We start from the raw sequence: 18615 nt of genomic DNA, 5'->3' as shown, positions 1-18615 counted from the left end.
AATCAGGCCCTAACCGTTTCGATCACGAAGCAGCCTCATAAATCCACGTTCCGGAGCCTCAGCGCATTGGTGATGACCGACACCGACGACAGCGACATCGCGGCGGCAGCGATCATGGGAGAAAGAAGCAGACCCAAAACCGGGTAGAGAATGCCCGCCGCAATCGGCACGCCGGCCGAGTTGTAGGCGAAGGCGAAGAATAGGTTCTGCTTGATGTTGCGCAGCGTCGCCTCCGCCAGCTTCCTGGCTCGGACGATCCCGGTCAGTTCTCCGCCAAGCAGCGTGAGGCCCGCGCTTTCCACTGCGACGTCTGCTCCGGTGCCCATGGCGATCCCCACGTCGGCGGCAGCAAGTGCGGGCGCGTCGTTCACGCCGTCGCCCGCCATGGCAACGGACCTGCCCTCTGCATGAAGAGCGTCGACGAGTGCCTTCTTGTCCTCAGGCATGACTTCGGCGCGAACCTCGTCGATGCCGAGACGTGAGGCCACCGCCTCGGCGGTGCGGCGATTGTCGCCTGTCGCCATGATGACCTTGAGCCCGAGCGCGTGCAGGTCGCGGATGGCGTCCGCCGTCGTCTCCTTGATCGGATCTGCCACGGCAACGATCCCGGCGAGGGTGCCTTCGACCGCGACGAACATCGCCGTCCGGCCTTCGCTGCGAAGGCGTGCCGCCTCTGACGCGTCGGTGATCACGGCGCCGACATCAGCCATCATGGCGTCGTTGCCGAGCGCTACCTCGCGCCCGTCTACGCGTCCGGTCACGCCCTTGCCGGTGACAGCGGCAAAGTTCTCCGTCTTCGTCAGACCTATGCCGCGCTCGCTTGCGCCCTCTACGATCGCCTCCGCCAACGGATGCTCAGAACCGCGCTCGAGCGAGGCGGCGAGGCGCAGCAGTTCGCTCTCTTCCAGCCCCCCGGTCGCGAGGACGTCGGTCAGCTTGGGCCGTCCTTCCGTCAGCGTGCCGGTCTTGTCGACGATCAGAGTATCGACCCGTGCCATGCGCTCCAGCGCCTCTGCGTCCTTGATGAGCACCCCGGCCTGCGCGCCACGTCCGGCGGCTGTCGTAATCGAGATCGGCGTGGCGAGGCCGAGTGCACAGGGACAGGCGATGATCAGGACGGATACGGCGGCTGCAACCGCGAAGACGAAGGCGGGACTCGGCCCCCAGATCAGCCAACCGATGAAGGCGAGGATCGCGACCCCGACGACGGTAGGTACGAAGATCTCGGATACGCGGTCGGCGAGGCCCTGGATCGGCGCACGAGACCGTCGGGCACCAGCGACCATGTCGACGATCTGCGACAGAACGGTGTCGGCACCTACGGCGGAGGCCCTGATGGCCAGCGTCCCGTTCTTGTTGATCGTGCCGCCTGTAACCCGGTCGCCCTCCGTCTTCTCGACCGGGACCGGTTCGCCCGTGATCATGCTTTCGTCTATGGACGAATGACCCTCCACCACGACGCCATCGACCGGAACGCTGTCGCCCGGCCGGACGCGGAGCATGTCGCCTTCGCCGATGTTCTCGAGCGGCGCGTCGTATTCAGTGCCGTCGGACAGGATGCGCCGCGCGGTCTTCGGCGCGAGGTCCATCAGCGCGCGGATCGCATCTCCGGTCCGTTCACGCGCACGCAGTTCCAGAACTTGCCCAACGAAGACCAACGTGACAATGACGACGGCGGCTTCGAAGTAGGTACCGACGATGCCACCCTCCATCCGGTATTCTTTGGGGAATACGCCGGGCAGGAAGGTCGCGAAGAGCGAATAGATGTATGCTGCCCCCACGCCGAGCGAGATCAGCGTCCACATGTTCGGCGAGCGATTGAGGACCGAGTCCCAGCCGCGCCGGAAGAACGGTTGCGCAGCCCAGAGCACGATCGGCGTGGCCAATATGAATTCGAGGTAGACGGCCGTTCGGTGCCCGACCCAGTCGCGCACGGGCACGCCCACCATTTCGCCCATGGTCAGAATCAGAAGCGGTATTGCCGCCGCCGCGCTGATCCACATGCGGCGGGTGAAGTCGGTCAGTTCCTCGCTCGGTTCGTCCGAAGGCACCATCGGCTCGAGCGCCATGCCGCAGATCGGGCATGCGCCGGGTTCGTCGCGGATGATCTCGGGATGCATCGGACAGGTCCACTGCGTGCCCTTGGGTGCCGCCGTAGTTCTCTCGGTCGAGGCGACCGATGCGTAGAACCAGGGATCCGCTTCGAACTTCGTCTGACAGCTGTCCGAGCAGAAATGGAATGTCTCGCCATCGTAGTCGCTCGAGCGCGTCTCGGGTTTGATCGCTACGGTCATCCCGCAGACCGGATCGGTCGCAGTCGGCCCTTCTGTGGGCGTTTGGGCGTGGTGATGATGATGCGCGTGACTGTCCATGGCGGAACCTCCTGAGTGTCTGCTTACGACTTCCAGTCACTGGAAGGTCAAGACTATCCTTTCTGGCCGCGAAATGGGTTCTTCCCAGCGAGGATCTGAAGGAGAAAGGCGCCGGAGGCGGTCAGGAACAATAAGCCTGTGAATGCTTCGGTCGCGGTCAGGAAACGGAGGTGCCCTTTCGGGATCAGATCGCCCCGCCCCAACGTCGTGCAGTTCACCAGTGAGAAGTAGAAGCGGTCCATGAAGTCAGGTGGCGGGTCGTCCGAGGTCGGCGGCGGAACGAGCTGTCGATGTTCAGCCCTCACTCGGCCCAATGGAACGCGCTCGCGAATAGAAGCGCCTCGACCATGTGGACTCCTGCGATGACGGCGACGGTCAGGGCGAAACACCGTCCTGGGTGGCTTGCCGGATCGACCGCCGAAGCTGAAGCCCAAAGCGCTTTGTAGCGGTTGGCAGTGCAGGCCGCCAGCAGAGCCGCCGCCATGGCGATTGCGATAAGCATGCTCCTGTCAGCCTGTGCAGTCGGTGTAACCGCTGTAGCCCACGCGCAGTTCAGGACCGGCGTTCAGCGTGAACAGGAGCCGCGCATGGTCGGGGTCGCCAGCGGGTGCGAGGTCGAACTCAAGCCCATCGGCTAAAAAGCTGTTTCCTCTTCCGTCCAGCACGACAAGGTGGCCCGAAATTTTCGTGACCGCCTGATCACCGGCGACCGCGAGGATAGGGTCAGCCGTAACGGCCCGGCGAAAGGTGCAGTCCGCGGCCTGCCCAAGCGCTCGTTCGATCTCATCGGACTTCAGCGGTGCGGGATCGATGGCGGCGATGACCGGCTGCGCGAGCGCCTCGGCCAGCGTGCCAACTTCCGCGGGCCCTTCGCTCTTGCCGAGAGGATAGTCCTCGCCCGCTTCGCCATTCTCTTGGATATCCTCGATCAGATACCGCATCATGGCGATTTCCTTGTTCTGCGCCTCGATGATCCCGTCGGCCAGCTTGGCGACGCGCGGATCGGTGATGTTCGCGCGCTCCGACGTCATGATCGCGATGGAATGGTGAGGGATCATCGCACGCAAGTAGGAGACATCCTGAATGACCGCTTGGCTACGGACGAGCCAAAGCGCGCCTGCGAAAGCGATCGCGGAGCCGATATAGATGGCGATGTTCATCGCCCGGCTCCTGTACATGCCAAGCATGAACGTGAGCATGACGATCGCCATGGCCGCGCCCATGACGAAGGCCATGTAAAACCGCGTTTCCGACCAATAGACATGCTCGAAGGCATAGGTGTTGAGATACATCAGCCCCAGCATGACGGCGGTTGAAGTGCCGATCATGGCGAAGAACTTGCGGTAGGACCCGCCATGATCCGAGAATTTCGATTGCGTAGCGCTATCGGTGCTTGGCGTGTGGCTGTGGTACGTGTGGTCGGTCATCATGCCCTCCAGATCCGCAAATCTTAACAAATCAACGCGGTTTCCGCGCTGGAAGGTTCCCGATGCGCACCTCACAGACCGCGAGGATGGCCGAAGTGATCAATGTGTCTGGTCGGGTTCAGTGAGGATTCCCGCCAATCGCAATCGCCCAGTGATGCGCGCGGTGATGGTCGCCAACGGCCATCAAGCCATGGAATCCAAGCGCACGGATGACGTCCGCATCGGTCTCAGACTGGATACGCCATACGAGCGTTTCGCCTTCGATTTCGATGTCTGAATTCCAGCCCGTTTCGGCGGTGAGAATAGGCGCATGTGCCGGGATCATGCGGCGGGCGGCGTCACCTGCCGGCCCGGTGAGGGAGACGCGAAACTCCGCCCCGCCATCGATCTCCGTGGCCTCAGCTTCGACCAGAGTTACAAGGCGATCCATGTCGACGAGATGCGCACGCAAAGCTGCGACGTCGATTTGGCTCCAATCAGTTTGGTCGTCAGCCATAAGACGCCCCACGACCTCCGACAGCGTAGCAAACCCGGCCTGGCCAGGCTCACTCAGAGCGGGACCCCGTCCAATATCGTGGGCCGCGTGCGAAGTATGCTGGGCGGCCGCAGGGGTGGCGAGAAGGATAAGAAAGAGACTGACCGACTTCATTGGAATCTCCGACTGACTGTTCTCGGACACTCGCGCGATCAGCCCATTCCCGATATGACTACGATCATATGCTTGACCTTCTCTCAGCCTTCCCCGACAGCGACCTCTCGCAGACCCGCTCGCTTCGCGACGGAGAGGCTCTCTTTCGCCAGGGGGATGCGGTCAAAGGACCCGGACAGGTCATCTCGGGAGGCGTCGCGCTTATCCGGCATACTGCAGCCGGAACTTCCGTGCCGCTTCACCGCGCGGGTCCGGGAGGCACGTTCGCCGAGGCGTCGCTCTTCTCGGAAACCTACCACTGCGATTGCGTCGCGACCGAGGATACGGACCTCGTCCTTTTCGACGGAAGCGCGCTCCGCAAGCGCCTCGCCAGCGACAGACGTACGTCGTTGCTGTTGATGCGCATGCTGTCCGCAGAAGTTCAACGCGCCCGCCGACAGATCGAAATCCGCACGATTCGACCCGCCGAAGAGCGTGTCTTCTCTGCGATCGCCGACGGGTGGCACACGTCTTCGGTCGTCGCTCTGGCCGAGGATATCGGCCTCACCCACGAGGCGACCTACCGCGCCCTCAGACGCCTCGTCACCGACGGACGCCTCTGGCAGACCGGCCGAGGGCGGTACGAACTCGGCGAATAGCACTACCGAGCTGTCACGATCCCTCTACTTCGGCATCAATCAGATACTCGGCCATCGCGGCAAGGTCGGCATCCGAGAGAAAACGCGTTCCCTGCATAACGACTTCGCCCATCAGGCTGCCGAAAGCATCCCCGTCCGGCATGATCCCGGTGCGCAAGGCGTAGGCCAGACGATCTTCAGTCCAGCCATTGTACCTAAGCGAGGCGGCGTCGATCGGCGGGGCCTTGCCTCCACCGGGCAGCATGTCGCTTCCAGCAAACTTCTCGTTTTCGACTTCGCGTGCGCCCAAGAAGTTTCGTCCCGTGTGGCATGCACCGCAGTGCGAGGCGCCCTCGACCAGCGCCTTGCCACGATTCCAGCTGTCCGACTTTCCGGCGACGGGATCGGTGCGGGGCCTTTCGAGAAACAACCCGCGCCAGACCTTCAGCATCCATCTCTGATCGAAGGGGAACTGCATCTCGGGCGCTTTCGACGGAGTACTCACCGCCGGCACGGTCTGGAAAGCCGCCCAGAGATCGGCGATCTGTCGGTCGGTGAAGGTGCCGTAGAAGGGGTATACGAACGCCGGGTAGTAAGGCTCGCCGTCCGGCGAGATTCCCTGCCTAACCGCCTTCGCGAAGTCTTCGGACGTCCACGCACCTATTCCATGCTCGGCGTCGGTCGTGAGGTTCGGAGCGAATACTGCCCCGAACGGCGTGTCGAAGCGGGTGCCGCCGGCAAGCGGGGCGCCGCCTCCGGCGACGGAGGTATGACACGAAATACATCCCGAAGCCCGTGCCAGGTAGGCGCCGGCCTCTGCATCGCCATCCATCGGAATATTAGGCGGTGCCGTGCCGATCGGCCAGGCCGCAATCGCAGCCGCACCGAGGAGGCCGACGGCGAGAACGCCGCCGGCAATCCGAGTGAACAACCGCATGTCAGTCGTCCTCTTCCCGGAACCGGGTATGGCAGGCCGAACAGGTCTGGCTGAGCATGTTGAACGCGCCGTCGACCGGCATCTCACCGATCTCCTCGGCGGTCAGGTTCATGTGGGCGCCGCTCATCATGCCGCCCGCCATCATACCGCCACCATCCATCATGCCGGAGCCCATCATGCCGCTCCCCCCGGCCTGTGCCATCGGCGGATTGGCCGCGGCGAGAGCAAGGCCTTTCGCTCCCTCCGCAAGGTCGTCCGCCAAGGCGGCGAAGTCATCCCAGTCAGACCAGATCGCTTCCTTCGCCTCGGACGGTTTGCCTGTCGAACCGTCGGGGAATAGCTCGGTCATCGCCTCGCCGGCATGGTCTGCGATCCTTTCGGCCTCAGTCCGGACAACCTCCGGATCGAGCGCCGTCTCGCCGCGCATCATGGCCGACAGCGTCTTCACGCTCTCGCCCATCGCCTTCATCGCTTCCATGCGATCCTTGACGACGCCGGTAGCGCCCTCGTGCGCAAAAACGGCGGTTGCCAAGGCGGCAGCGGCAACGCCGCCCACAATCATTGTTAGTCTCATATCGTTCTCCTGCTCCTGAAGTCGTCGTCGGGCCGCGAGGCCCGGGTACGTCGGATCAGGAAATGGGAACGGGTGGGTCGCGGTTCGGAGAGATGCCGGACAAATCGACGGCTTCGGGCGGAATTCGATCCGTCTTTCCATGCCCTGCGGAGGCTCCACTGGAGATCGACAGGAGCAAGCCACCGGAGTGACATGCGATCCCGTCGTGGCAATCGGCCTCCATGTCGAGCTCAACGGAGGCTGTATCAAGCGCCTGATCGGCAACCGTAGCAGTTCCGGCCTCGTGGGCGTGTGCGAGGTCGAGCGAGACGAACAGCGTCACCACACTCAACACGAACGCAGCAAGGATGCGCAGAGCGATATGCCGAACGACAACGATCACCGGATCCCGTTCGCCCTCTGAAGCTCGCGAACATAGGTCGTTATGGCCCGAACGTCGGCGCGCGTCAGACCGTCGACCGGAGGCATGTTTCCGAATCTCCAGTGATGGGCACGAACCCCGTTCTGAGTGGCCAGCCAGAACGAGGCATCGCCGTGGTGCGAGGGCTCGTAGATCTTGTGGACGAGAGGCGGCGCCACGCCGTCCTGTCCCGCAGCATTCGTGCCATGACAGTTCGCACATTTCGCCTCGAAACCGAGCTTACCCATCTGAGCCTCCGCGGAGAACTCGTCTGGCAGACTTACCGCCGCAAGCGCAGCCCCGGTGCCTGCACGCGTCTGATCGACTGGCGCGTCCTGGCCCTCGTTCTCTGGAAACAGAACGAACCCGGCAGCGAGCGCAGCCGCAATTCCGAGCGGGATCACGTAGAGGAGCGACTTAATCACAGCTCCACCATTTGCACAAATGAACGTTGATTAGCACTGCTTCTCAGACTGCCTCTTACCTCACTGCGGTTTCTACGAATTGTTTCGAACAATTACGGCTTCCCCCTACTGGAAGGTCAAGGCCCGCAATTGAAGTAAGTTCCGAGCGGAAATTCGCGAGCGCAGCGAAAGTCTGCTTTCCGCCCAAAGCCGACCTCCGATCCCCGCTCAGGATGCTGCAGCGCGGCCCGCCGAACCCGACGTTCGCCGCGCTTGCGCGCTCTGGAAGCGGCCCGAGGTCCGCAGTGCGGACAATCCCGCCATTGGTGCATCTAAGCACGAAAGGCCTCTCTGACGCCTGTGACGACAACGTTTCCGTCTCTCCAAACGTCCGGTCTTGCAGAGCCTTCACTTGTGCGCTCAGAATACGATCCGCGCCCTTAGGCCGAGCATCGTCAAATCATCCGAGCCAGGGTCGAGAAGTGGGTTTGCCACATACTGGATCGATGGCGTGATCTGGAAAGCGGGCGAGATGTTGAAGCGTTAGAAGGATTCCGCAGTAAACTGGCGGTCCTCGAAGCCCTTCGCCTCGGCCCAGTTCAAGCCGATTGCCGCCAGATCTGTGTTTCGGCGATACCAGCCAAGCCCTGTCGATAGGGAGCGGTTGTAGAGTGCCGCGGTGCCATCGGAGACACCGGCCCTCAGAAACGGCATCCAGGTGTTGTCAATGAACCATGCGGCCGAGAAGGTTGCGCCCTTGTCTTCGGCGCGACTTCCACTCTCGGCTTCGTCTGATTGCCAGAAGGTCATGTGAACGTTGTCGAAATAGACCCGCTCCGAGCCACTGGTGTAGCCAATTTCGATCGACTTGAAGGTCTCTCCAGTTTCGAACACGTCGAAGCTTGGCTCCGTCGGATCGCCATTCGCGTCCGCAATCGCCCCGACGATGTAGAAATGCTCGCCGAGTTTCGCACCGGCAGCGATCCCGAGGCCAGGACTGGGAGCATTGTTGGTCGGATTGGTGTCGAAAGCCAGGTTCTGAAAAGCAGTGTAGGGGCTGACGAGCCCGTAGACGTCTAGGAAATCCGTCACGTCGATCTGGCCAAACTGGAGGGTCCAGCGCCCCTCCGGATCGCGTTGGGTCCAGAACATGTTGCTTAACATAACGCCGTTGTCGTTGAAGGCCGTGCCGGTGATCGACAGGGCGCCGACGTCGAAGCCATAGAATTGTGGCGCGACCTCGCCATAAGCCTCCCGGTTCTCGATCTTGAAAGTCAGGGAGCCATTGTCGGTCGCCTGCCAGGTGCCATAGAAGCGCAGGATTCCGCCGCCGGACCCGGCCTCACCAAGAGCGCTATCGCTCCATTGTCCCAAGCCGAGATAATCGAGATTGAACCGGAAACCGTTGTCCGCCAAACGGTCTTTCCAGCCGAAGTAGCCAGGCAGCACATTGCGCGGGAAATCCGTCCGCGGCTGTGGATCGGTCAGCCCCTCGCTTGGAGAGAGTTCGGCCGCGACCGAGGATGGGCCGGAGAGGCCCTGCTGTGCCAAGGCACCATTCGGCAGACAGACAAGCGACAGCACGGCCAGCGTCTTGGGAATCCTATTCTGCATCTCGCCCCCTGTCATTCGGTCCCGGCGCGGCTGGCTTGGAGCTTGTTTCTCAATTGCGCCACCCAGTCCGAACTCCCGCCTTGTGCATCTGGGGTTGGCGTGAATGCTTCCACGGCTTCGGCATCCAGCCGCCACGTTGCCTTCATCGGAACAATTCCATCCACGACCGGGAAGACCTCTTCGGAAGGATCGATGACAGCTCGTCCGCTGATCCGGACCGGCTGGTGCATGTAGGCGGGCGTCCAGCCGTCCTCGAAACGAACGCGCACAAGCTGATTGGGCATCGGCGGTGGGGTGTGGCTGCACATACCGGCCAGTTCCACGAGGTAGACAGTGGAGGTGCCATCTGTTTCCGGCGGAGCCGGGATGGCGAAGCCGGCAAGGCTGATCTCGGTGCCATCGAGCGCCGGGTTGCCCGCATTCGCCGCCGTCTCACGCAGCCCTGCTACAACCCAGCGCTGGTCGATCAACCGGTTGGCGTCGAGCCCTGCCTCGGCCAACGTCACCAACGCGGCGCCGAGACGGCTTTCAATCTCGGGAATATCCTCCGCCGGGGCAGACCCGCGTGCGAGTTTCTCCCGGGCGCGAACGATGGTACGAAGGAGGTTGATCTGGTCTTCGGACAGATCGCTGAACGGATCCTCGAACACCTGCGCTTCAGCGTCGATGAGATCCTTCCATTCGACAGCTTCCTGCGCTGCAAGCGCAGCAGGAAAGCATAGCCCGAGGATCAGCAGGGCGGAGCGGAGATGTCTGAGAGTTTGCATGGAGCCTCTGCTTGCTGCGGTTTGACAACGGCGCGCCCTGGAAGAGACGACAAGCCGTAAGTTGATTGGAACGAGGCGGCTCGAGGGAAGCTGCACCATTATTCAATCATCGCGCTTGGGTTGATCGCGAAACGCGTGCAGGAGCTCCGCATAGGCCCGCTGCGCGGTTCGAAAGCTCGACAGGCGCATGAACTCGTTGTCGGCATGGAAGCCCTCATCGCTGCGCTGAAAGCCAAAGGAAACGAGCTGCGGACCTCCCGCCTCTGGAACGTAGGCGAGCGCGGGCACACCGCCGCCGACGTAAAGAACCTGAGGTTCCTGCCCGAAGTAGTTCGTCAGGATCTGCTGAGCGATCCGGAACGAAAAGTCGGTCTCGTCGAAGAACGGTGCGCCGCCAAACGAGGTACTGGTCATTTCGACACTAACGCCCCAAGGGATGTTTTTTTCGATATGAGCAATGATCGCTGCGTTCACCTTTTCCGGGTCCTGACCGAAACCGGTTCGCGCCATGACCCGAAACCATGCATCGAACGGAATGATGGACGCCTTGCCTTCGGTGTAGCCCGACCTTATGCCGGTCACGTCCAGCGACGGTTGTATCCAGGTGCGTTCGATGATCGAGTAATCCTCGTCACCGATCCATTCCGCGATCTCCAGCCGTGCACGCGCGGCGGCTTCATCCACACCCGCAACGGCCGCTGCGATCTCGGCGCGCATGGAATCCGTTGCCGGTGTCACGTCATCCTTGAAGCCCTCGATCGCGACCGTCCCATCATCGTTCCACATGGACGCGATGATCTTGGCAGCGGCTATGGCGGCATTCGGAGCGGCCCCGCCGTAAATGCCGGAATGTAAGGCCGTGTTGGCGCTGGTGACCGTGACTTCGACATCCGAGCCACCCCGCAGCCCGCGCCACATGAGCCCCTGGTCGTCAGACGCCATCATCGCATCGATGTTGACTCCGAAGTCGGCGTCGGCGAGCCAGTCGCTGCGCGCTGCAAGCCAGTCCGGCATACCCTGGCTGCCAAACTCCTCGGCACCGTCCAGCAGGAACTTCACGTTGACAGGGAGCGTACCGTCCGTTGCGATTATGCCTTCAAGGGTGCTGAGAAAGGCGATGATCATCCCCTTGTCGTCTGTCGCGCCACGGCCGTAAATCCTGCCGTCCTTTTCGGTTGCGACCCAGGGGTCCGTGTCCCATCTGGCCTCGTCAACCGGCTGAACGTCGAAATGTCCGTAGACCAAAACGGTCGGCTGGGAATCGTCGGCGATGATCTCACCCGACGCCACGAGCGCATCGGCGTCATAGTTGGTGTTGGTCGCCCCGATCGCCTTCAACCGTTCGACCAGCCAGGCACCTGCCGCGTCGACCTCGCCGCGCTCCTCGGGCACCATGGCAAGCGAGCGGAATGCGACAAGCTCGGCGTGCTGCGACAAGTGACGTTCTTCGTTCTCGGTGAACCAGGCATCGTAGGCTTGTCTCTGGTCGTCACTCGGCTGGACAAGATCGAGACCGACCGTTTCCGATTTGCCGAGTGGCGTGCCGTAGCTCGGGTCCATCGTATCGAAGGCGTCCTGTGCTGCAGCAACACCAGCGACAAATGTCAGGGAACAAGCGGCAAGGAGAGCTTTCATTTGGTTTTCCTGTTACTACAGCACCAAGTCTAAAAGAGAGCCTGCTCCAAGACTTATGTGGCCTTCCAATAATGAAAGGCGGGGCGGCCGAGGGTTGAAACCGCCCCGTCACTCATTCAGTTCAGCGTGTTCTTGAAGATCACGCCGTCCTTCATCACGAGGTCGATGTTGTTTTCCCAGTCGGAGAACACGGCTACATCGTTGGTCGGATCGCCCTCTACCAGAAGAATATCGGCATAGGCTCCCGGCTCGATGACCGCCAGGGGACCGTCTTGATAGGGCAGCCGGGGCCCGGACATCTCTATCAATTTGCGATTGTTCTGGAAGAGCATTTCGAGGATGTCCTCGTTCGTGAACAGGTTCTTCCGCACTGTGATAGCCTGGCTGTTGAACCGAAACGCTTCCAGCGACCCGTAGCTATCCACGCCAAATGACATCGGCACTTTGAGCTCTTTTGCCGCCTCGAAAGCGGTGGTTGCGTTGGCTTCGACATATTGCGCCTTTGCGACCGCGGCCGGTGTCACGAAAACCGGGTTCGATCCCAGGCCGTCCACGACGGCCGTCTGGATGCTGTACATATCCACTTCTTGCTTCACGCGAGCCATCATTTCGGGACTGGTGAGAAGTAGGTGCTTGAACGTCCGCATACCGGCGTCCAGCGCAAGACCCACAGAAGCATCCGTATTGATATGTGCAGTCGCGTAGGTGCCCCAACGTTCGGTTTCGTCCACTGCCGCCTGAATCTCTTCGAAGGACATGGTGGTCACGTCGAGAGGATCGTAAGTCGATGCTATTCCGCCACCGATCATCAGCTTGATGAAACTTGCGCCCTGGCGCATCTCGCGCCGGATGGCCTCGCGGATTTCGTCGGGGCCATCGGCAATCGTCGAAAACCCGATGGCTTCTACGTTCGTCTGTCCCTTGATCGACGTATCCGCCATGAAGTCGGCGTGGCTCGACCATCCACCGATGCAGGCCCCGGCCGATATGATGCGCGGCCCGATCAAAGTGCCGTCATTTATCGCATCCCTCAGTCCATGCGTGTTCCCACATGCATCGCGCACTGTTGTGAACCCGCGCATGAGCATGTCTTCGGCGATAGGAACCATGCGGACATGGACCTCCTGCGCGAGCATGAACTCTAGGGAGGGTGCTGCGGTCACCAATTGCAGATGCACATGCATGTCGCTTAGCCCGGGCGTGAGCGTCCGGCCGCCTCCGTCGATGACCGTGGCTGCTTGGGCCTCGATTGGATCAGTCGAGACCTCGGCGATCAGGTTGCCCGTCACGAGAACATTGACGTTTTCGACCAGATCGGGCGTCACGCCGTCGTAGAGATTGATGTTGGTGAATAGAAACTGAGCTGGTTGATCCTGGGCCCAAGCGGGCGCGGCAAGGCACAACGCCAAAAAGACGCTCGTAGACTTCAGCATTCCCCGAACTCCCATTCTGTGCACAAGAAGAGCGGCATTTCACACAAAACCGCCCCGTAAGTTCGTCAGTCCAACGTGTTCTTGTAGATCACGCCATCCTTCATGATCAGGTCGATGGACTCCTCGTATGAGGCAAGGATCGAGGCGTCCGTTGTCGGGTCTCCCGCCACCAGCAGCAGGTCCGCATAGGCGCCGGGCTTTATCACACCCAATGGACCGTCCCGGTACGGATGCAGTTCACCCGAAAGCTCAAGAAGCGCTGCGACATTGCTGGTCGCCATCTTCAGGACTTCGACCGGATCGAAAACTTCGGAAAGCGTCAGGAATTCCTCGCTTTGCTGCGCGAAAAGCTCGCGAGACCCGAACTGGTCGGTCGAGAACACCAGGGGGACACCGTATTCCCGCGCCCACTCAAGCTGTTGGGTCGCGCCCGCGTTCACCTGCACCATCTTGTCGTAGACGACCGTGCCGGGCTCCAGCCCGAGTTCCTGCGGCGTGGTCAGCGAAATGCGCGCGGTTGGCGCGAGGAAGACCCCTTTCTCGGCCATCAGCTTCATCGTGTCCTCGGTGAGGAAGGGACCGTGCTCAATGCTGCCGACACCGGCCTCGACCGCTTGGCGCACGGCCGTATCGGTATAGGCGTGGACGGTGACATACGTGCCCCATTGTTCGGCGGCGCGCACCCCGGCCTCGAGCTCTGCAGGCGTGTACTGGATCGTATGCAGTGGGTCGAAGGACGACGACACGCCGCCCCCAGCCATCATCTTAATCTGGCGTGCCCCGATACGAAGCGCCTCTCGAACGGCACGGGTCACTTCACCAGAGCCATCGGCGATGACGAGCCAGCCTTGCCGGTCCATCGGGAAAGATTCCCCATAGATCTGGGGGTGCACCTCGTTGTAGTTGCGCAGGTCTCCATGCCCGGAGGTCTGCGTGACGAACGGGCCCGAGCTGAAGAGCCGGGGGCCGATGATTTCGCCTTGTTCGATCGCCCGATGCAGGCCCACGGTCGGTCCGCCAACGTCGCGGACCGTCGTGAAGCCGCGCATCAACATGGCCTCGGCCTCCTCATTGGCGAGGGCACCGACATACATCCAGTCGACATCGTTACGGATCTCATCGGGGCGCCGGACCAGTGCGAGGTGCACATGCGCATCCATCAGACCCGGCATCAGGGTCCGGCCGCCGCCGTCGATCACCTGCACGCCTTCGGTGGGAAGGGCCTCTGTCGACACCTGTACTATCAGGTTGCCTTCGACAAGCACCTGGGCGTTCTCGATACGCTCCGCGCTCACTCCGTCGAACACATGAACGTTCGTGATCAGGATGGGGGGCTCCTCCGCGTCTTGCCCGATCACAGATGTCGCCGTGAGCGCCAAGGCGAATGAGTAAATCCCAAGTCGGATCATACGCTCTACTCCATTGTGTTCTTGTAGACTTCGCCGTCCTTCATGATCATGCGGATGGTCGGGATATCACGGGGACGGGGCGCGGCGTCGTACCACTTTTCGCTACCGCCGATCACGCTGATATCTTCCAACGGGTTGCCATCAACAATCAGGATATCGGCATAGGCGCCTTCTTCGATCACGCCGAGTGGCCCTTCGAGATAGGGATTTGCCCGGCCCGAATAGGCCATGAGTTCCCCCGCCGCGGAGGTTGCTGCAACGAGCATCGAGTGATTGCCGAACAGGTCTGCGTGGAACCACTTTTCGTAGTCCAGTTGCGCACGCAACTGATCGCCGGTTGCGAACACGATGTCGGACTGAAAGGCCATCTTCGGGCGGATCGCCTTCACGTTCTCGACGAAGTCCTTGGCGAGATCGGTCGAGAGCGCGAGCTTGGCCTGGTTCTCCGGGCTCTGAAGGCCAGGGTTCTGTTCGAGATAGGGCGAGATGCCGGTCATCTGTGCAACAAGAAAGACGTCGCGGTCCTTCATCAATTGCAGCGTCTCACGGCTGGCAAAGAAGCCATGTTCGACGCTCTTGACCCCGGCATCGACCGCGCGTCGGATGCCTTCGTCCGAGAAGACATGGACGGCGACATAGGTATCCCAGTCGGCTGCGGCGCGCACGGCCGTCTCGATCTCCTCAGGGAGGAATTGCAGCGTATGGAGCGGGTCGAGGATCGAAGCAACACCACCCCCTGCCATCAGCTTGATCTGGGTTGATCCCTGCGACAGGTTCTGGCGCACTGCGGCGAGCACAGCGTCCTCGCCGTCCGCAACTATGGTGATCCCTAACCGCTGCGCATTGCTATCATCCGGGTAAGGGGGCAGGTTCGGGTTGCGCTGCGAGCCGAAGCGGAGGTCGCCGTGCCCGGATGTCTGCGTGATGAAGGCACCACTGGGGTAGATCCGGGGACCTTCGATCAGGCCTGCGTCAACGGTCTTTTTCAAACCTGAGCCGCCGCCGCCCATCTCCCGCACCGTGGTGAATCCGCTGTAGAGATATTCGGCGGCCTGGTGCGCCGCACGCGGGCCAATCTGATCCCAGGTTCCGGACTCCATGCCGCTGACGCCTCCCGGCATGTTCATGTAGAGATGCGTGTGCGCATCAATCATGCCGGGCATCAGGGTCCGGCCCGCGCAATCGATCTCGGTGGCATCCTCCGCGATCAGAGTGGCATCCCCGATCGCAGCGATAAGATTGCCTTCCACGAGAACGTTGCGGCCTTCGGCAAGGCTCTCCGCAACGCCGTCGAAAACGTTGCAGTTGGAAAACAGTATCCGGGTGGATGCGTCTTGGGCCTGCAGGCCGGTCACGGAAAGGAAGCAGCAGGACGCCGCCAAAGCAATGTTCTTCATGTTGGATCCTCCCTTACATAGGTGCGGATGCGCCCTTTGCGGGCGCATCCGGCAGCACTCAAAGGTTACCGAAATAGGCGTCGCGATCCGGTCCTGCGGGCAGGAAGGCCGGCGCGTTTTCGTCCGGCAGCCAGTTCTTGTAGACGAGCCCGTCCTTCATAACGAAATCGACATTCTCACGCAGGATCGCGGCGAGATCTTCCAACGGATTACCGTCAACGAGGATTATGTCTGCATAGCCGCCTTCCTCGATCTTGCCGAGGGTCCCCTCCTTGTAGGGGTTCATCTCACCGCTCCAGCTCAGGATCTCGGCGGCGTTCGAGGTCGCCGTTTTCAGCGAGAGATGCGGGTTTTGCGCGATCTTGTCGAACCATAGGATATTCTCAGCTTGGCGGACTACGTCAGGGCCGAACATGTCGCCGCCGGTGGCGATCAGCAGATCGTGCTCGACCGCCCATTTGAACATCTGCTCGGCGCCGGCATTCACGGATCTCGCCTTGGCCTTTTGGTCGGCGCTGAAAAAAGTGATGCTCTCCGGGTCGGCAAATGCTTCGAGCGACATCACGGCCTGCGCCGAGAGCGCGACGCCTTCTTCTGCCATGCGCATTATCGTGTCCTCGGATACGAGGAAGTTGTGCTCGATCACCCGCACGCCCGCATCGATGGCCCGGTTCACCGAGCGGTCATGGTAGGCGTGAACCATTACGTAGCTGCCGTAATCCTCGGCTATGCCGACGATGGCCTCCAGCTCTTCCGCTGACATCTGAGTGGCATGGATCGGATCGAACTCGCTGGCGACGCCGCCGCCGGCCATGACCTTGATCTGGGTAGCACCGGCGCGGAAGTTCATCCGGGCCGCGCGACGGGCCTCGGTGACGCCGTCGACGATGTAACCGAAGGCATGGCGCTCCAGATCGTCCTGATCGCCGATGCGGTCATTAAAGAAGCCGGTGTCTGCATGGCCGCCGGTCTGGCTCAAAAAACCTCCGCTGGGGAAAATTCTTGGTCCGGGGATGCCGCCCTCATTCACCAGCTTGGCAATGCCAAGAACGTTGCAGCCGGCATCCCGCGCCGTGGTGAAGCCTTGGTCCAAATACTCCAGCAGTACATGGGCCGTGTTGGCGCCCGCGGCCATCTGGTCATAGGCGGTTCGGAACTCCGGCATGCCGTTCCGCATGCAAAGATGCGAATGCATGTCGATCATGCCCGGCATCAGCGTGCGGCCCTCGCCGTCAACCGAGAAAGCATCTGGCGCTTCGATGGGTTCGGATGACACCTGCTTGATCAAGTTGCCTTCCACAAGTACCGAGCCGTTCTCGATCAACTCGGCATCCACCCCGTTGAAGATGTTTATGTTGGTGAAAAGGACCTGTCGGGGCGGATCGGTTTCCTGCGCTACCGCCACAGTCGAAACTCCGACCAGCAACATACATGTCGTGACACACGAGTTCAGTCTGCCAAACATCCAAGAATCTCCCAATCCGCCAGCGCCCCCGCTAGTTTATTCTGTATGGGAGAGCAGTCTTCCTCACCGGTGACAGTGTCGCGAAATGGTAAATCGTTCAGCAATTAACCCTGACAGGGCCAGTAGGCATGTTTTGGGAGAATATCAGCTTCGCCGTGCCGCGCGGCGGTACTCTGATGGCGCGAGACCGGTTCGGCGAAGGAACGCGCGGGAAAAATGAGCTTGGTGCGAGTACCCAAGCGAATAGGAGATTTCCGCGATCGATAGGTCCGAACCCCTGAGACGTTCAATTGCGGCCGAGATCCTTCTTTGCGAAAGGGTTTCTCCAAATGTCCTATTTTGTCGGGCCAGCATTCGTTGCAAATTTCGGGGGTGCAATCCGCAAATCCGGGCTATGAACTCCAATGACAACCGAGGGTCGCCGATATAGGAATCTATGAGGTCGGAAAGCGCACCTCCGGTATCGATAGAGAGACCATTAATATCGGTGGCAACGGATTGCACACTGCTTTCACCGAGAGATGTGGCCAGATATTTGTTTTCGATTTTGATCACTGTCTCGGGTTGGTCGAAACGCAACTCCGTCTTCCCGGTGTCGAAAAGCGCTTCCGTCTCGTTCCGGTGAAAGGTCTGAAGACAGATCTGCTTTGGGTGCCAAGCGTTTCCAAGGACGCTGCGGACGGTGCCCAACATCATGCAGACCACATAGAGTTCTGTCTGCCGGGCAGCGATATCATCGCCGGGGATAGGGCCGCGCTTGAAATTGAGATCCTTCCCGCGGCGTTCGAGTCTGAACGTAGCTTCTGAGTATTCGTCATTGGCTGCTCGGCAGAAGGCAGCTAGCCTCTCGGTGAGCGAGGCGCCAGATAGGACTTGCTCGGCGAACTTGCCGTAGGTTTCCAGGCGTGCAGATGCAGCCGCGGTCCAGCCGAGATCCAGGTCGCCGGATCGAATTGCGCAGAGCCGCGCAACCTCGCCCAGTTGCCAGATTGTCGTCACTCCATCAGGGTTTTCGAGCACTTCATCGGTAAGGCCGGATTGGTCCATGACCCGGCACTCCGAAACGCCCGTCTCGAGTAAAACAGCTATGAAGTTGGCGCTATACCGCGCACGCACCAATGGTATCATCGAGTGCACCTGACTTCTGTTTCCTTGCTTTCATGGGATACAGTCACGGAGCTCTGGTCAACCTCTCAATACTCCTTGCCCAGGTTCGCAAAATAACCGCAGTGCCCGGGCGCCGTGATCGTGGATCCTACGCAATTATTGGCTACCGTCCCTGTCCAGCGCGGATACTTGCGGATGTGCTGACTCCGTCCGTAGGGCAATTTAATGGCTGTCGTGTCGTGTGATCAGGGAGTTTTTGCGCGTTTGAGATTGGCCCGATCAAATGTGTCCGCTCCGGGCTCCGAGCCGACATTGGCCCTGCTACCTGATCTGCGTGGTATGATGGCGCACCAACACCAGGTTGGTGTCGTGGCAGGGCGTGGCGGACAGCAGGAGCCGTCATGTCCA

At 61.1% G+C, this 18615-nt stretch carries 18 protein-coding genes; 1 reads left to right on the top strand and 17 read right to left on the bottom strand.

Annotated elements, in window-relative coordinates; all coding sequences use genetic code 11:
• Nucleotides 1-35 precede the first annotated feature (35 nt).
• The 5 genes from ACW9UR_RS25235 to ACW9UR_RS25215 form a co-directional block, all read right to left on the bottom strand.
• The gene (locus ACW9UR_RS25235; protein WP_458919846.1) at nt 36-2372 is read right to left on the bottom strand and encodes a heavy metal translocating P-type ATPase; all 2337 of its coding nucleotides are present in this window, start codon (nt 2370-2372) and stop codon (nt 36-38) included.
• A gap of 53 nt (nt 2373-2425) precedes the next feature.
• Complete coding sequence (locus tag ACW9UR_RS25230) at nt 2426-2614, bottom strand: ion channel (RefSeq protein ID WP_458919845.1); 189 nt, start codon at nt 2612-2614, stop codon at nt 2426-2428.
• A gap of 59 nt (nt 2615-2673) precedes the next feature.
• On the bottom strand, nt 2674-2874 hold the full coding sequence (locus ACW9UR_RS25225; RefSeq protein ID WP_458919844.1) for a hypothetical protein: 201 nt from the start codon (nt 2872-2874) through the stop codon (nt 2674-2676).
• Nucleotides 2875-2881: 7 nt separating this feature from the next.
• Entirely contained in the window at nt 2882-3799 is a 918-nt protein-coding gene (locus tag ACW9UR_RS25220; protein WP_458919843.1) for a DUF305 domain-containing protein, read from the bottom strand.
• Between the two features lie 118 nt (nt 3800-3917).
• The gene (locus ACW9UR_RS25215; RefSeq protein ID WP_458919842.1) at nt 3918-4295 is read right to left on the bottom strand and encodes a hypothetical protein; all 378 of its coding nucleotides are present in this window, start codon (nt 4293-4295) and stop codon (nt 3918-3920) included.
• A gap of 221 nt (nt 4296-4516) precedes the next feature.
• Between ACW9UR_RS25215 and ACW9UR_RS25210 the strand changes: the two genes are divergently transcribed.
• Nucleotides 4517-5086, top strand: coding sequence for a Crp/Fnr family transcriptional regulator (locus ACW9UR_RS25210; RefSeq protein WP_458919841.1), 570 nt, complete (start codon nt 4517-4519; stop codon nt 5084-5086).
• A 13-nt stretch (nt 5087-5099) separates the two neighbouring features.
• On the opposite strand, the gene ACW9UR_RS25205 is transcribed toward ACW9UR_RS25210, so the two are convergent.
• The 12 genes from ACW9UR_RS25205 to ACW9UR_RS25150 form a co-directional block, all read right to left on the bottom strand.
• Nucleotides 5100-6002 carry a c-type cytochrome gene (locus ACW9UR_RS25205; RefSeq protein ID WP_458919840.1) on the bottom strand — a complete coding sequence of 301 codons (903 nt, stop codon included), beginning with the start codon at nt 6000-6002 and terminating at the stop codon, nt 5100-5102.
• 1 nt (nt 6003) lies between these two features.
• Entirely contained in the window at nt 6004-6576 is a 573-nt protein-coding gene (locus tag ACW9UR_RS25200) for a c-type cytochrome (RefSeq protein ID WP_458919839.1), read from the bottom strand.
• A gap of 55 nt (nt 6577-6631) precedes the next feature.
• Complete coding sequence (locus tag ACW9UR_RS25195; protein ID WP_458919838.1) at nt 6632-6958, bottom strand: hypothetical protein; 327 nt, start codon at nt 6956-6958, stop codon at nt 6632-6634.
• Nucleotides 6955-7335: a c-type cytochrome gene (locus tag ACW9UR_RS25190; RefSeq protein ID WP_458919856.1), complete on the bottom strand. Its 381-nt coding sequence runs from the start codon at nt 7333-7335 to the stop codon at nt 6955-6957. Before ACW9UR_RS25190 ends, ACW9UR_RS25195 begins: the two co-directional genes overlap by 4 nt.
• A gap of 588 nt (nt 7336-7923) precedes the next feature.
• Nucleotides 7924-9009, bottom strand: coding sequence for a carbohydrate porin (locus ACW9UR_RS25185; protein ID WP_458919837.1), 1086 nt, complete (start codon nt 9007-9009; stop codon nt 7924-7926).
• Nucleotides 9006-9761 (bottom strand): DUF3299 domain-containing protein, encoded by a 756-nt coding sequence (locus tag ACW9UR_RS25180; protein WP_458919836.1) that lies wholly within the window; start codon nt 9759-9761, stop codon nt 9006-9008. The genes ACW9UR_RS25185 and ACW9UR_RS25180 overlap by 4 nt, the downstream gene beginning before the upstream one ends.
• Before the next feature lie 102 nt (nt 9762-9863).
• Nucleotides 9864-11396, bottom strand: coding sequence for a M20/M25/M40 family metallo-hydrolase (locus ACW9UR_RS25175; protein WP_458919835.1), 1533 nt, complete (start codon nt 11394-11396; stop codon nt 9864-9866).
• Nucleotides 11397-11512: 116 nt separating this feature from the next.
• Complete coding sequence (locus tag ACW9UR_RS25170; RefSeq protein WP_458919834.1) at nt 11513-12829, bottom strand: amidohydrolase family protein; 1317 nt, start codon at nt 12827-12829, stop codon at nt 11513-11515.
• 65 nt (nt 12830-12894) lie between these two features.
• The gene (locus tag ACW9UR_RS25165) at nt 12895-14187 is read right to left on the bottom strand and encodes a metal-dependent hydrolase family protein (RefSeq protein ID WP_458919833.1); all 1293 of its coding nucleotides are present in this window, start codon (nt 14185-14187) and stop codon (nt 12895-12897) included.
• Between the two features lie 56 nt (nt 14188-14243).
• Nucleotides 14244-15635, bottom strand: a complete 1392-nt coding sequence (locus ACW9UR_RS25160) for a metal-dependent hydrolase family protein (protein ID WP_458919832.1) — start codon at nt 15633-15635, stop codon at nt 14244-14246.
• Nucleotides 15636-15693: 58 nt separating this feature from the next.
• Nucleotides 15694-17100 carry a metal-dependent hydrolase family protein gene (locus ACW9UR_RS25155; RefSeq protein ID WP_458919831.1) on the bottom strand — a complete coding sequence of 469 codons (1407 nt, stop codon included), beginning with the start codon at nt 17098-17100 and terminating at the stop codon, nt 15694-15696.
• Between the two features lie 144 nt (nt 17101-17244).
• Entirely contained in the window at nt 17245-18228 is a 984-nt protein-coding gene (locus tag ACW9UR_RS25150) for an AraC family transcriptional regulator (RefSeq protein WP_458919830.1), read from the bottom strand.
• Nucleotides 18229-18615: the final 387 nt, after the last annotated feature.

The sequence above is a fragment of the Halovulum sp. GXIMD14794 genome (genome assembly GCF_054457455.1).
The sequence above is the reverse complement of the archived record's forward strand: the minus strand, read 5'-3'. Positions and strand labels throughout refer to the sequence as shown.